We start from the raw sequence: 12951 nt of genomic DNA on the forward strand, positions 1-12951 counted from the left end.
GAAACTTGGGCGCGGTCGCAGAATAAGCCGATTCCCGGCGAGTTCAACGCGAGCGGGCGGCGAAAGTTGCCGTCGTCGCCGGGGTGTGGCGATCATGCCGGGCAGGTCCCTGGCCGCCGGTCCGCTTTGGGTTTGCGCGACCGGCGGGCGGCGTGTAGAACCTGCGCGATTGAGCCTTGGGAAGGAGCCCCTTGCATGCGCAGAGTTGTCGTCACCGGATTGGGGATGGTCACGCCGCTGGCCTGCGGAGTCGAAGAGACCTGGACCCGGCTGCTGGCCGGAGAATCCGGCGCCGGACCGATCACCCGCTTCGACACCTCGGGCGTGCAGACGAAATACGCCTGCGAGATTCCCTTTGGCGACGGCACGGACGGCACCTTCAACCCCGACGAGTGGATGGAGCCCAAGGACCGGCGCAAGGTCGATGATTTCATCCTCTACGGCATGGCGGCCGCGACCCAGGCGGTGCGCGATTCCGGCTGGGAGCCGATGAGCGAGGCCGATTGCGAGCGCACCGGCGTGCTGATCGGTTCGGGCATCGGCGGGCTGTCGTCCATCGCCGACACCGCCGTGCTGATCAAGGAACGCGGCGCGAAGCGGGTCTCGCCCTTCTTCATTCCCGGGGCGCTGATCAACCTGGTCTCGGGCCAGGTGTCGATCCGCTTCGGCTTCAAGGGGCCGAACCATGCGGTGGTCACCGCCTGCTCGACCGGCGCCCATGCCATCGGCGACGCGGCGCGGCTGATCATGCTGGGCGATGCCGACGTCATGGTCGCGGGCGGCACCGAAAGCCCGATCTGCGAGATCGGCATCGCCGGCTTCAACGCCTGCAAGGCGCTGTCGACCAAGCGCGAGGCCGACCCCAAGGCCGCCAGCCGCCCCTGGGACGAGGACCGCGACGGCTTCGTCATGGGCGAGGGCGCCGGCGTCGTCGTGCTCGAGGAATACGAGCACGCCAAGGCCCGCGGCGCCAAGATCTATGCCGAGATCCTGGGCTATGGCATGTCGGGCGACGCCTATCACATCACCGCCCCCAGCGAGGACGGCGACGGCGGTTTCCGCAGCATGACCAATGCCTTGGCGCGCGCGAACCTGTCGCCGGCCGATATAGACTACATCAATGCGCATGGTACCTCGACCATGGCCGACGTGATCGAGCTGGGCGCGGTCGAGCGGCTCTTGGGCGATGCGGCGGGCAATGTGGTGATGTCCTCGACCAAGTCGAGCATCGGGCACCTCTTGGGCGCGGCCGGTGCGGTCGAGGCGATCTTCTGCATTCTGGCGCTGCGCGACCAGATCTGCCCGCCGACGATCAACCTGGACAACCAGGCGCGCGAATCCGCCATCGACCTGGCTGCCAATGCCGCCGTGCGCCGCAAGGTCGATTACGTGCTGTCGAACAGCTTCGGCTTCGGCGGCACCAACGCCAGCCTGGTGATGGGGCGGGTCCAGGAATGATCTGGCGCCACATCGCGTCGAATTTCCTGACGCTGCTGATCGTGATCCTGATCGCGGTCGCGGCGGCCATCGCCTGGGCCAAGCATCAATACGTGGCCCCGGGTCCCAGCGCCACCGCCGCCTGCGTGCGGGTGGCGCCGGGCGCCAGCCTGAGCGCGGTCAGCGAGCAGCTGGCCGATCAGGGCGTGGTCTCGAACGCCTATATCTTTCGGGCGGGCGCGGATTACGCCGGGAAATCGCGCGATCTGAAATACGGCTCCTACCTGGTGCCGCCGAAGAGCAGCATGGAGGAGGTGGTGCGGGTCATCACCTCGGGCGGGCCTTCGACCTGCGGCACCGAGGTGATCTATCGCATCGGCGTGCGCGAGAATTCGGTGATCCTGCGCGATACCGATGCCGAGACCGGCCAGATGGCCGAGCAGGCGAAATACAACCCCGCCACCGAGCCGGCGCCCGAACCCATCGCGGCTGCCGAGGCCAAGACCGACGTGCGGCTGCGCATCACCGTCGCCGAGGGGGTGACCAGCTGGCAGGTGGTCGAGGGGCTGAAGCAGGCCGGGTTCATGGCCGGCACGGTCGCCAAGCCGCCGGCCGAGGGCAGCCTCGCCCCCGACACCTACGACGTGCAGAAAGGCGCCGACCGCGCCGAATTGCTGGCCGAAATGGCCCGGCGGCAGGCGGCGAACCTGGCTGCGGCCTGGGAGACGCGCCAGCCGGATCTGCCCTACAAGACGCCGCAAGAGGCGCTGATCATGGCCTCGATCATCGAGAAGGAGACCGCGGTCCCCGACGAGCGCCGGCTGGTGGCCAGCGTCTTCGTCAACCGGATGCGGCGGGGGATGCGGCTGGAGACCGACCCGACGGTGATCTACGGCATCACCAAGGGCGAGGGCGTGTTGGACCGCGGCATCCGCGGCAGCGAACTGCGCCGCCGCACCCCCTATAACACCTACCAGGTCGACGGCCTGCCGCCAACGCCGATCGCCAACCCCGGCAAGGCTTCCATCGCGGCGGCGATGAACCCCGAGGATGCGGATTACGTATTCTTCGTCGCCGACGGCTCGGGCGGCCATGCCTTTGCGCGCACGCTCGAAGAGCACACCCAGAACGTGAAGCGCTGGCGGGAAATCGAGAAGCAACGCGGCCAGGCGATGTCTCCGGTGCAAGGGGACTAACCGGGCAGCTGCGGGCCCGGGCTTGCGGCTTTCCGTTTTTCAAATACCCCGGCGGCAGGATTCGCAGGCGATTCCGGGGCCGATTGCGCCCTGTTGCGCGCAGCGCACGCCGGGGTGTTGCGCGGCACAATTCACTGATTATGAAAGGAATTTAACGCGAGATTAATCAACCATTGGTTTTGCGTTGACTCAGCGAACGCCCTAAAGTAGAAATTATCCATGCTGGGAGAAATGGGCAAGCGGCCGGGTCGGTGACCCGAGGCCGCTTTTTTCATGTCTCGCTCGTGCGGACAGGCACACGAGGGCAGGGCGACACACGAATGACGATGAATTTCGATCCGGGGCCGGAGGCTCCGGAAGGGCCTTTCGTGCCCGGCGCCGGCATGGCGCCTGACATGAGCGTGGTCGAGATCGCGGATGGGCTGTTCTGGTCCTATGCGGCGGATCTGGACCGGCTTCGCCGCAAGATCACGGCGGGCGAGACCGACGATTTGAAGGAATCCGGCAAGCTGGTGCGCGCCCTGCGGGACGCGACCCAGATGGTGCTGGAGGAAAGGAACAAGGTTGACAAGCTTCGCAAGGATGCTGCCGGACAGGTCGGTGCAGGCGCACTCGACCTTGTCGCGGCACGAGATGAAATCGGGCGCCGCCTGGCTTGCCTCCGCCGAGCCGGAGGAAGTTGACGAATTCCTGGGGGGCCTCAGCGACAATGCCTTGGCCGCCTTGCCCTGGTTGTTCGAGTTCTGGGCGCTGCCGCATCAGCTGCCGCCCGAGGGCGACTGGAAGACCTGGGTCATCATGGGCGGGCGCGGCGCGGGCAAGACCCGGGCCGGGTCCGAATGGGTGCGCGCGCAGGTCGAGGGGCCGACGCCGGACGCGCCGGGCCTGGCGCATCGCGTGGCGCTGGTGTCCGAGACCTTCGATCAGGCGCGGGACGTGATGGTCTTTGGCGAGTCGGGCATTCTGGCCTGCTCGCCCCCCGACCGGCGCCCGGTCTGGGAGGCCGGGCGGCGCCGGCTGCTCTGGCCGAATGGCGCGACCGCGCAGGTCTATTCGGCGCATGAGCCCGAGGCGTTGCGCGGGCCTCAGTTCGACGCGGCCTGGGTCGACGAGTTGGCGAAGTGGAAGAAGGCCGATGACAGCTGGGACATGCTGCAATTCGCGCTGCGGCTCGGGCAGCATCCGCAGCAGGTCGTCACCACCACGCCGAAGAACGTCGGGGTGCTGAAGCGGATTCTGGGCAATGCCTCGACAGTCACGACCTATGCGCCGACCGATGCGAACCGCGCCTATCTGGCCGAGAGCTTCCTGGCCGAGGTCGAGGCGCGCTATGCCGGCACGCGGCTGGGCCGGCAGGAGCTGGAAGGCCTGCTGCTGGAGGATGTCGAGGGGGCGCTGTGGACCACCGGAATGGTCGAGCGCTGTCGGGTCGAGGCTTGCCCGAAGCTGTCGCGCATCGTGGTCGCGGTCGATCCGGCGGTGACCTCGGGCGCGGCTTCGGACGAATGCGGCATCGTCGTGGCGGGCGTGGTCAGCGAGGGGCCGGTCACCGACTGGCGGGCCTATGTGCTGGAGGACGCCTCGATCCGGGGCGGGCCGGTGGACTGGGCGCGGGCCGTCATCGCAGCGATGCAGCGCCACGGTGCCGAGCGGCTGGTGGCCGAGGTCAACCAGGGCGGCGACCTGGTCGAGAGCGTGATCCGCCAGGTCGATCCGCTGGTGCCGTTCCGGGCCTTGCGGGCCGGGCGCGGAAAGGGCTTGCGGGCCGAGCCGGTCGCGGCGCTTTACGAGCAGGGCCGGGTGCATCACCTGCGGGGCCTGGGCGCGCTGGAGGACCAGATGTGCCGCATGAGCGTCGCGGGCTATGAGGGCAAGGGCTCGCCCGACCGGCTGGATGCCCTGGTCTGGGCGATCCACGAGCTGGTGATCGAGCCGGGAGCGGCCTGGCGGCGGCCGGCGGTGCGGGGCCTTTAGGGGGCTCTGCCCCCACGTTTCGGTGGCCCCTCGATGGGGCCGCCGAAACGTTCCCCCGGGGTATTTGGCAAACGGAAAGAAGGGCCTTGCGGGGCCCGCGGAGGGTCGCGGTTGCGGCCCTTTTTCATTGGACATTCAGGAGGGACCGATGGCATTTCCCTGGTTCGGGCGAGCGGCTGCGCCCGCTGTCGAGGTCGAGAGAAAGGCCAGCGCCGCGGGCAAGGTGGTGGCGCTGGCGGCAGGCTCGGGGCGGGTGGTCTGGTCGCCGCGCGACACGGTCAGCCTGACCCATGCCGGTTTTGTCGGCAATCCGGTCGGGTTCCGTGCCGTGCGGCTGATCGCCGAGGCCGCCGCCGCCGTGCCGCTGGTCTGCCAGGACCGCGAGCGGCGCTATGACATGCATCCGGTCCTGGACCTGTTGCGGCGGCCCAATGCCGGGCAGGGCCGGGCCGAGCTGTTCGAGGCGCTGTTCGGGCAGGTCCTGCTGAGCGGCAACGGCTATCTGGAGGCCGTGGGCGAGGGCGCCAAGGGGCTGCCGGCCGAGCTGCATGTGCTGCGCTCGGACCGGATGGCGGTGGTGCCGGGCGAGGATGGCTGGCCCTCGGCCTATGAATATGCGGTGGGCGGGCGCAAGTACCGTTTCGACATGGCGGGCAGTCCGGATCCGATCTGCCATATCCGCAGCTTCCATCCGCTGGACGATCATTACGGCTTGTCGCCGATGCAGGCGGCGGCGGTGGCGGTGGATGTGCACAACAGCGCGTCGGGCTGGTCGAAGGCGCTGCTGGACAACGCGGCGCGGCCGAGCGGGGCCATCGTATACAAGGGGGCGGATGGGCAGGGCAGCCTGTCGCCCGACCAGTATGACCGGCTGGTGACCGAGATGGAGATGCACCACCAGGGCGCGCGGAACGCCGGGCGGCCGATGCTGCTGGAGGGCGGGCTCGACTGGAAGCCGATGGGGTTCTCGCCCAGCGACATGGAGTTTCACGAGACGAAGCTGGCGGCGGCGCGGGAGATTGCGCAGGCCTTTGGCGTGCCGCCGATGCTGATCGGCATTCCGGGCGAGGCGACCTATGCCAATTACGCCGAGGCGCATCGGGCGTTTTACCGGCTGACCGTGCTGCCTCTGGTGGCGCGGGTGGCGAGTGCGGTGGCCTGGTGGTTGTCCGAGCATCTGGGCGCCGAGATCGATCTGCGGGCCGATCCGGACCAGGTTCCGGCCCTGGCCGAGGAGCGCGACAGCCATTGGCGGCGGATCGATGCGGCGAGTTTCCTGACCGAGGCCGAGAAGCGCGCCGCCTTGGGGCTGCCGCCGCTGGCGGAGGGCTGAGATGGAGGGCTCGCGCTTCGTCAAGGAGCCCTTCGACTGGCACGACCAGCGCTTCGACACGCAGGAGCGGATCATGGCGCTGCAATTCGGCCAGGTCGAGCGGCGGCTGGAGCGGATCGAGGGGCTGATCGAGGGGCTGGAGCGGCGGCTGTGGATGACGGTCTATGGCGTCGTCGCCGTGATCCTGACCCAGGCGGTGCAGTCGATCCTGAGTTTTACGCCGAAAGGAGGCTGACATGGATTCAAAGGATTACGGGCTGGAGCTGAAATATGCGGCCGGCGCGGCGCTGGTGTCGGACGGCACGCAGCTTGAGGGCTATGCGAGCCTGTTCGGCCTGACCGACCAGGGCGGCGACATTGTCGTCAGGGGCGCCTATGCCACCAGTCTGAAGCGGCTGCAGGCGCGCGGCGACAAGGTGCGGATGCTGTGGCAGCACGATCCCGCCCGGCCTATCGGCGTCTGGGACGAGATCCGCGAGGACGACAAGGGGTTGTGGGTCAAGGGGCGGCTTCTGCCCGAGGTGGCGCAGGCCCGCGAGGCGGCGGCGCTGATCGAGGCGGGTGCCATCGACGGGCTGTCGATCGGCTATCGCACCGTCGCGGCCGAGCGCGACGGCAAGGGCCGGCGGATGCTTTCCGAGGTCGAGCTGTGGGAGGTGTCGCTGGTCACCTTCCCGATGCTGGCCGAGGCCAAGGTCGGGCGTAAGGCCGATGCGGGGCTGAACGAGATGGCGGCGGCCTTTCGGGCCGCGACCAAGGCGCTGCGCGCCGAGTGAGTTTCACCAAACGGAGGGGACGATGACCGAGGTGAAAGCCGCGGCCGGGGCGGACATGCCCGGCGACCTGGGGGCCGAGATACTGGGGTTCGTGAACGAACTCAAGGTTTTCCGCACCGACATTCAGAAACGACTGGAAGCACAGGAACAACGCATGACCATGCTGGACCGCAAGACCCTTTCCCGCGCCCGCGCCCCTCTGTCGGCCGAGGCCGATCAGGGCGCGCCGCATCAGAAGGCCTTCGACGCCTATATCCGCCATGGCGACGACGGTGCGCTGCGCGGCCTGCCGCTGGAAGGCAAGGCGATGACCTCGACCTCGGACGGCGGCTTCCTGGCGGCGCCGACGGTGGCCTTGCAGGTGCAGGACGCGCTGAACGTCACCGCCTCGTTGCGCCGGGTGGCCAATGTCGTGGCCGTCGAGTCCGCCACCTTCGAGATGCTGGTCGACATGGGAGACATCGCCAGCGGCTGGGCGACCGAGACCGGCGCGCAGGCCGAGACCGGCACCTCGACCGTGCAGCGCGTGGTGATCCCGGTGCATGAGCTGTCGGCCATGCCCAAGGCCAGCCAGCGCCTGCTGGACGACGCGGCCTTCGACGTGGAAAGCTGGCTGGCCGGCCGCATCGCCGAGAAATTCGCCCGCGCCGAGGCCACGGCATTCATCAGCGGCGACGGCGTCAATAAGCCCAAGGGTTTCCTGACCCATGCCAAGGCCGCCAATGCCAGCGCGACCAATGTGCAGATCGGCACCATTCCTTCGGGTGGCGACGGCGATTTCGCGGCGACCAACCCGGCCAATGCGCTGATCGATCTGGTCTATGCGCTGGGTGCGCAATACCGCGCCAATGCGAGCTTCGTGATGAACTCGAAAACCGCCGCCGCCGTGCGCAAGATGCGCGATACCGACGGCCGCTTCCTGTGGGCCGACAGCCTGGCGATGGGCCAGCCGCCGCAACTGCTGGGCTATCCGGTGCTGCTGTGCGAGGACATGCCGGATATCGCGCGCGGGTCGTTCTCGATCGCCTTCGGTGACTTCCGCTCGGCCTATACCATCGTTGAGCGTCCGGATCTGCGGGTGCTGCGCGATCCCTTCTCGGCCAAGCCGCATGTGCTGTTCTATGCCACCAAGCGTGTCGGCGGGGGCGTGACCGATGCCCGCGCCATCAAGCTGATGGTCTTCGGCTGATCCAAGGCCGAAGCGGGGGCCGCGCGGGCGATGCCCGACGAACCGGCCAAGCAACTGTCCGCACGCGCGACGGCGGGCATGCGCGGCCCCCTTTTTCCGCCCTTGGGATGCAGGTTCCGTGCGAACGGGAGAGATGAAGATGATGCTTGTGGAATTGACGGCGCCCGCCATAGAGGCGCTGCCCGTCGCAGGATTGCGCGACCACCTGCGGTTGGGAACCGGCTTTGACATGGCCGTGGACGCGGCCGAGACCGCCGCGCTGGCGGGCTTCCTGCGCGCCGCCATCGCCACCATCGAGGCGCGGACCGGCAAGGTGCTGCTGACGCGGCAGTTCCGGCTGCGGCTGGAGGAGTGGCGCGACCCGGAGGGCCAGCCCTTGCCGCTGGCGCCGGTCGGCAGCGTCGAGCGGGTCGAGATCACCGATGCGGCCGGCGTCGTCGTGCCGGTCGAGGGGGGCTGGCGGCTGGTGCAGGACACGCAGCGGCCGATGCTGCTGCCGGTCGGAGCATGGCTGCCGACCGTCCCGAGCGGCGGCTTCGTGACGGTGACCTTTTCGGCCGGGTTCGGACCCTGGTGGGACTCGGTGCCGGCGGACCTGGCGCAGGCGGTGCTGATGCTCGCCGCGCGCTATCACGAGGATCGCAGCTTCGAGGGCAGCCAGGGCGCGATGCCTTTCGGCGTCAGCGCGCTGATCGAGCGCTGGCGCTCGGTGCGGGTGCTGGGAGGGCGCGGTGGTTCGCGCGGCCGGGCATGAGCGCGCCGCGGCTGACGGTGCCGCTGGTGGTCGAGACGCCGGTGCGCGAGCCGGACGGGATGGGCGGGTTCCGGCTGGCCTGGCAGGATGTCGGGCAGCTTTGGGCCGAGATGCGGTCGGGCGCGGGGGCCGAGCGTTTCGCCGAGGTGGGGGCGCAGAGCGTCGTCGCCTGGCGGATCACCGTCAGGGCGGCGCCTGCCGGCGACGCGCGGCGCCCGCGCCCGGAGCAGAGGTTCCGCATGGGCGAGGGGGCCGCAGCGCGGCGCTTTCGCATCGAGGCGGTGGCCGAGGCGGATACCTTGGGCCGCTGGCTGGTCTGCGTCGCGAAAGAGGAGTCCCTGGCATGAGCTATGCAGCGACAGCCGCGCTTCAGGCGGCGGTCTATGAGGCCCTGCGCGGCAGCACACCGCTGCACGACCTGGTCGGCGACGCGATCTATGACGCAATGCCGGTCGCGGCGCCCACCGGCACCTATGTCGCGCTGGGCCCCGAGGAGGTCCGCGACGCCGGCGACATGACGGCGGCGGGGGCGAACCATGATTTCGTGGTCTCGGTCCTGTCGGGATCGGACGAGGCGAGCGGCTTCGGCTCGATCAAGGCGGCGGCGGTCGCGGTCTCGGATGCGCTGGAGGCGGCAGAGATCGGGCTGAGCCGCGGGCATCTGGTGGCGCTGTGGTTCCTGCGCGCCCGCGCGCGGCGGGCCGAGAATGGCGCGGGGCGGCGGGTCGACCTGACCTTTCGCGCGCGCATTGACCTGGGTTGAGGAGAGACGGACATGGCGGTGCAGAACGGACGCGACCTGCTGATCAAGATGGACATGACCGGCGACGGCCAGTTCGAGACCATCGCGGGCCTGCGCGCGACCCGGCTGGGGTTCAATGCCGAGACGGTGGATGTGACGAGCCTGGAGAGCGAGGGCCGCTGGCGCGAGCTGCTGGGCGGTGCGGGCGTGCGCTCGGCCAGCATCTCGGGCTCGGGCGTGTTCCGGGACGGGACCACGGACGAGCGGGCGCGGCAGGTTTTCTTTGACGGCGAGGTGCCGCGATTCCAGGTGGTGATCCCGGATTTCGGCGTGGTCGAGGGGGCGTTCCAGATCACCTCTCTGGAATATGCGGGCAGTTACAATGGCGAGGCGACCTATGAGATTTCCATGGCCAGCGCGGGCGTCATCAGCTTCGTCGCGTTCTGATATGGTCAATCCGCTGGCGGGCGAGGTCGAGGTCGTGCTGGACGGCCGGGCGCATGTCGCCAAGTTGACCTTGGGCGCCTTGGCGGTGCTTGAGGCCGAATTGGGCGCCGAGAGCATGATCGCGCTGGTCGAGCGGTTCGAGAGCGGCCGCTTTTCCAGCCGCGACGTGCTGGCCGTCCTGGTCGCGGGCCTGCGCGGCGGCGGCTGGGCGGGCGGCATGGACGAGCTGATAGCGACCGAGTTCAAGGGCGGGCCGGTGGGCGCCGCCCATGCAGCGGCGGCGCTGCTGGCGCGGGCCTTTCGCATCGAGGGCACATGAGCGCCGGGCTGGACTGGCCCGGCCTGTTGCGCATGGGCATCGGGCCGGCGCGGCTGGGCGGGCTGGGGCTGACTCCTGCCGCGTTCTGGGCGCTGACCCCGGCCGAGCTGGCGCTGATGCTGGGGATCGAGCCGGGCAAGGGCGGTGCGATGACCCGCAATCGCCTGGCCGAGCTGGTCGCGCGCTATCCCGACCGGCCAGCAGGCTGAAACATCCAAGAAGGAGGCGCCGTCGTGGCGAACAAGGACGGATTCGACCGGCTGGACGAGGACGGCCCGGTGAACCTGGGCAAGAGCATGGACCAGACCGGCCGCATGACGGCGGAGTTCGAGGCCGAGCTGGCCCGGCTGCGCGAGTCGATGGTCTATACTGGCCGCGAGGTCGGCACGCTGACCCAGGGCATCGGCAGCGGGCTGCGCCGGGCGTTCTCGGGGCTGGTCTTCGACGGGCTGAAACTGAGCGACGCCTTGAAGGGTATCGCGCGCAGCATGGCGGACACGGCGTTTTCCGTGGCGATGAAGCCGATCGAGCAGGCCCTGGCGGGGGCGATCGCGCAGGGGGTGAACGGTATGGTTTCCGGCGCGCTGCCCTTTGCCAATGGCGGGGCGTTCTCGCAGGGGCGGGTGCTGCCGTTCGCCAAGGGTGGCGTGGTCAGCCAGCCGACCTATTTCCCGATGCGCGGCGCGACCGGGCTGATGGGCGAGGCTGGGGCCGAAGCGATCATGCCACTGCGGCGCGGTGCCGATGGCCGGCTGGGCGTCGCCTCGGCAGGGGGCGGGGGCCGGGCGGTGAACGTGACCTTCAATGTCTCGACCCCCGATGTGTCGGGGTTCCAGCGCAGCCAAAGCCAGATCGCCTCGCAACTGGGGCGGTTGTTGGCGCGCGGCGAAAGGAACGGGTGATCCATGGCTTTTCACGAGATCAGGTTCCCGGCGAACCTGTCCTTCGGCTCGGTCGGCGGGCCGGAACGGCGGACCGAAATCGTCGCACTGACCAACGGCCACGAAGAACGCCGCACGCCCTGGGCGCATTCGCGTCGGCGCTATGACGCCGGGCTGGGGCTGCGCTCGCTGGACGACGTGGCGGCGCTGATCGCCTTCTTCGAGGCGCGGGCCGGGCAGATGCACGGCTTTCGCTGGAAGGACTGGGCGGATTTCAAATCCTGCGCGCCCAGCGTGGCGCCGAGCCATCTGGATCAGGATCTGGGCGTCGGCGACGGGGTGCGGCGGGTGTTTGCGCTGCGCAAGGCCTATGCCTCGGGCCCGGCGCGCTATTGGCGGCCGGTGGCGAAGCCGGTCGAGGGCTCGGTCCTGGCCGGGGTGGGGGCCGTCGAGAAGCGTGAAGGGGTCGATTTCACCGTTAACCTGGCGAGTGGCGAGATCAGTTTTGCGGTGCCGCCCGATGCGGGGGCGGTGGTGACGGCCGGGTTCGAGTTCGACGTGCCGGTGCGCTTCGATACGGACCGGATCGCGGTCTCGGTCTCGTCCTTCCAGGCCGGGGATCTGCCGCAGGTGCCGGTGGTCGAGGTGCGGATATGAGCGAGACGATTGCGCGGGCCTGGGCGGTCAGCCGCAGCGACGGGCTGGTGCTGGGCTTTACCGACCACGACCGGGCGCTGACCTTCGACGGCATCGCCTTTCGCCCCGACAGCGGGCTGACGGCGCGGGCTGTGGTCCAGAGCTCGGGCCTGTCGGTGGACAACAGCGAGGCGGTGGGCGCGCTGTCCGATACGGCGATCACCGAGGCCGACCTGATGGCCGGGCGCTGGGACGCGGCCGACGTTCGGCTGTGGGAGGTGGATTGGAGCGACGTCGGTAACCGGCGGCTGATCTTTCGCGGCCATCTGGGCGAGGTGGTGCGCAGCGGCGCGGCCTTTCGGGCCGAACTGCGCGGGCTGTCCGAGCCGCTGAACCGCGGGCAGGGGCGGGTCTATCACCCGCGCTGCTCGGCCGAGCTGGGTGACGGCATGTGCCGGTTCGATCTGAGCCGGGCGGGCTATTCGGCCGAGGGCGTGGTGCAATCGGTCGAGGACGGGCAGCGTTTCGTGCTGTCCGGAGTCTCGGGGCTGGATGCGCGCTGGTTCGAGCATGGCCGGCTGGTGGTGCTTTCCGGAGCCGCGCAGGGGCTGTCGGGCATGGTCAAGGTCGATCTGGCCGCTGCCGGCAGGCGGCGCGAGGTCGAGCTTTGGACCGGGCTTGGCATCCATCCCGTCGCCGGCGACCGGGTCAAGCTGATCGCGGGTTGCGACAAGCGCGGTGAGACCTGTCGGATGAAGTTCCTGAACTATCTGAACTTTCGCGGCTTTCCGCATCTGCCGCCCGAGGATTGGCTGATCGCGCCCAAGGTGAACCGATGAGCGCGGTGGTCGCGGCCGCCCGGGCCTGGATCGGGACGCCCTATGTGCATCAATGCTCGGTCAAGGGCGTCGGAACGGATTGCCTGGGGCTGGTGCGGGGCGTCTGGCGCGAGCTTTGCGGCCCCGAGCCCGAGAGGATGCCGGCCTATACCCCCGACTGGGGCGAGGCGGGGGGGATCGAGTTGCTGCTGGGCGGGGCCGGCCGGTTGCTGTGGCCGGCCCCGGACGAGCAGCCGGGCGACGTGCTGATCTTTCGCATGAGGGTCGGGGCGGTTGCCAAGCATATGGGAATTCTGGCGGAAACCGGCGCGGGGCCGAGCTTCGTGCATGCCTATGACCGGCATGGCGTGGTCGAAAGCCCGCTGTCGGCGCCATGGCGGGCGCGGATCGCCGGGCGTTTCCGGTTTCCGCCGCTGTAAGGGAAAGGT

At 69.2% G+C, this 12951-nt stretch carries 18 protein-coding genes; all 18 read left to right on the top strand.

Going from position 1 to position 12951, the window contains the following annotated elements; genetic code table 11:
• Positions 1 to 195 precede the first annotated feature (195 nt).
• The 18 genes from fabF to JCM7685_RS05190 all read left to right on the top strand — a co-directional run bounded on the left by fabF (position 196) and on the right by JCM7685_RS05190 (position 12942).
• Positions 196 to 1458, top strand: a complete 1263-nt coding sequence (fabF, locus tag JCM7685_RS05105) for a beta-ketoacyl-ACP synthase II (RefSeq protein WP_074965818.1) — start codon at positions 196 to 198, stop codon at positions 1456 to 1458.
• Entirely contained in the window at positions 1455 to 2633 is a 1179-nt protein-coding gene (mltG, locus tag JCM7685_RS05110; protein WP_074965819.1) for an endolytic transglycosylase MltG, read from the top strand. The genes fabF and mltG overlap by 4 nt, the downstream gene beginning before the upstream one ends.
• Positions 2634 to 2953: 320 nt before the next feature.
• Positions 2954 to 3316 carry a permease gene (locus JCM7685_RS05115; RefSeq protein ID WP_083412516.1) on the top strand — a complete coding sequence of 121 codons (363 nt, stop codon included), beginning with the start codon at positions 2954 to 2956 and terminating at the stop codon, positions 3314 to 3316.
• Positions 3267 to 4607, top strand: a complete 1341-nt coding sequence (locus JCM7685_RS05120) for a DNA-packaging protein (protein ID WP_074965820.1) — start codon at positions 3267 to 3269, stop codon at positions 4605 to 4607. Before JCM7685_RS05115 ends, JCM7685_RS05120 begins: the two co-directional genes overlap by 50 nt.
• A 148-nt stretch (positions 4608 to 4755) precedes the next feature.
• A complete protein-coding gene (locus tag JCM7685_RS05125; RefSeq protein WP_074965821.1) occupies positions 4756 to 5940 on the top strand; it encodes a phage portal protein in 1185 nt (394 codons plus the stop codon).
• A gap of 1 nt (position 5941) precedes the next feature.
• A complete protein-coding gene (locus JCM7685_RS05130) occupies positions 5942 to 6175 on the top strand; it encodes a GTA head formation protein, RCAP_rcc01685 family (RefSeq protein ID WP_062561173.1) in 234 nt (77 codons plus the stop codon).
• A 1-nt stretch (position 6176) separates the two neighbouring features.
• Positions 6177 to 6716, top strand: a complete 540-nt coding sequence (locus tag JCM7685_RS05135; protein WP_074965822.1) for an HK97 family phage prohead protease — start codon at positions 6177 to 6179, stop codon at positions 6714 to 6716.
• 22 nt (positions 6717 to 6738) lie between these two features.
• Positions 6739 to 7905 carry a phage major capsid protein gene (locus tag JCM7685_RS05140; protein WP_074965823.1) on the top strand — a complete coding sequence of 389 codons (1167 nt, stop codon included), beginning with the start codon at positions 6739 to 6741 and terminating at the stop codon, positions 7903 to 7905.
• 139 nt (positions 7906 to 8044) lie between these two features.
• Positions 8045 to 8659, top strand: a complete 615-nt coding sequence (locus tag JCM7685_RS05145) for a head-tail connector protein (RefSeq protein ID WP_074965989.1) — start codon at positions 8045 to 8047, stop codon at positions 8657 to 8659.
• Complete coding sequence (locus JCM7685_RS05150) at positions 8656 to 9006, top strand: head-tail adaptor protein (protein WP_074965824.1); 351 nt, start codon at positions 8656 to 8658, stop codon at positions 9004 to 9006. Before JCM7685_RS05145 ends, JCM7685_RS05150 begins: the two co-directional genes overlap by 4 nt.
• Positions 9003 to 9422, top strand: a complete 420-nt coding sequence (locus JCM7685_RS05155; protein WP_074965825.1) for a DUF3168 domain-containing protein — start codon at positions 9003 to 9005, stop codon at positions 9420 to 9422. The genes JCM7685_RS05150 and JCM7685_RS05155 overlap by 4 nt, the downstream gene beginning before the upstream one ends.
• A gap of 12 nt (positions 9423 to 9434) precedes the next feature.
• Positions 9435 to 9848, top strand: coding sequence for a phage major tail protein, TP901-1 family (locus JCM7685_RS05160; RefSeq protein ID WP_074965826.1), 414 nt, complete (start codon positions 9435 to 9437; stop codon positions 9846 to 9848).
• 1 nt (position 9849) lies between these two features.
• Positions 9850 to 10167, top strand: a complete 318-nt coding sequence (locus JCM7685_RS05165; RefSeq protein WP_074965827.1) for a gene transfer agent family protein — start codon at positions 9850 to 9852, stop codon at positions 10165 to 10167.
• On the top strand, positions 10164 to 10376 hold the full coding sequence (locus JCM7685_RS05170; RefSeq protein WP_074965828.1) for a phage tail assembly chaperone: 213 nt from the start codon (positions 10164 to 10166) through the stop codon (positions 10374 to 10376). The genes JCM7685_RS05165 and JCM7685_RS05170 overlap by 4 nt, the downstream gene beginning before the upstream one ends.
• Before the next feature lie 24 nt (positions 10377 to 10400).
• A complete protein-coding gene (locus JCM7685_RS05175) occupies positions 10401 to 11069 on the top strand; it encodes a phage tail tape measure protein (RefSeq protein WP_074965829.1) in 669 nt (222 codons plus the stop codon).
• Between the two features lie 3 nt (positions 11070 to 11072).
• Positions 11073 to 11705, top strand: coding sequence for a DUF2460 domain-containing protein (locus JCM7685_RS05180; RefSeq protein ID WP_074965830.1), 633 nt, complete (start codon positions 11073 to 11075; stop codon positions 11703 to 11705).
• On the top strand, positions 11702 to 12523 hold the full coding sequence (locus JCM7685_RS05185) for a DUF2163 domain-containing protein (RefSeq protein ID WP_074965831.1): 822 nt from the start codon (positions 11702 to 11704) through the stop codon (positions 12521 to 12523). Before JCM7685_RS05180 ends, JCM7685_RS05185 begins: the two co-directional genes overlap by 4 nt.
• Positions 12520 to 12942: an NlpC/P60 family protein gene (locus JCM7685_RS05190; protein WP_074965832.1), complete on the top strand. Its 423-nt coding sequence runs from the start codon at positions 12520 to 12522 to the stop codon at positions 12940 to 12942. The genes JCM7685_RS05185 and JCM7685_RS05190 overlap by 4 nt, the downstream gene beginning before the upstream one ends.
• Positions 12943 to 12951: the final 9 nt, after the last annotated feature.

This window comes from Paracoccus aminovorans (genome assembly GCF_900005615.1).
Classification (GTDB): domain Bacteria; phylum Pseudomonadota; class Alphaproteobacteria; order Rhodobacterales; family Rhodobacteraceae; genus Paracoccus; species Paracoccus aminovorans.